Source organism: Aminobacter sp. MET-1, from assembly GCF_026521175.1.
In the GTDB taxonomy this organism is placed as follows: domain Bacteria; phylum Pseudomonadota; class Alphaproteobacteria; order Rhizobiales; family Rhizobiaceae; genus Aminobacter.
Map to the genome: position 1 here is coordinate 1 of NZ_JAMSHL010000098.1, position 273 is coordinate 273.

Here is a 273-nt window from a genome sequence, read left to right on the forward strand (position 1 = left end):
GGGCGGTGGCGTTGAGCCTGGACGGGCGGGTCGACGCCCAGGGCGCGGATATCCGCCAACTGCGCCTGGACGCTGGCGGCGAGCAGCGCCTGGAGCTGGTCGGACGCCTGGACTGGCGCGAAAGCCTGGCCGCCGACGCGACCCTGGACTGGAAGGATTTCCCCTGGCTGCGCCTGTATCCGCTGGCGGAGCCGCCGCCGGTGACGCTGAAGACCTTCAAGGCGGAAGTGCACTACCAGGACCAGCGCTACCTGGGCAATTTCAGCGCGGCGG

The 273-nt window shown here is 70.7% G+C and carries 1 protein-coding gene; it reads left to right on the forward strand.

What is annotated here, in order from left to right; all coding sequences use genetic code 11:
* Window positions 1-273: hypothetical protein (locus tag NDO48_RS29180; RefSeq protein WP_267322910.1), on the forward strand; the 273-nt coding region annotated here is incomplete at both ends.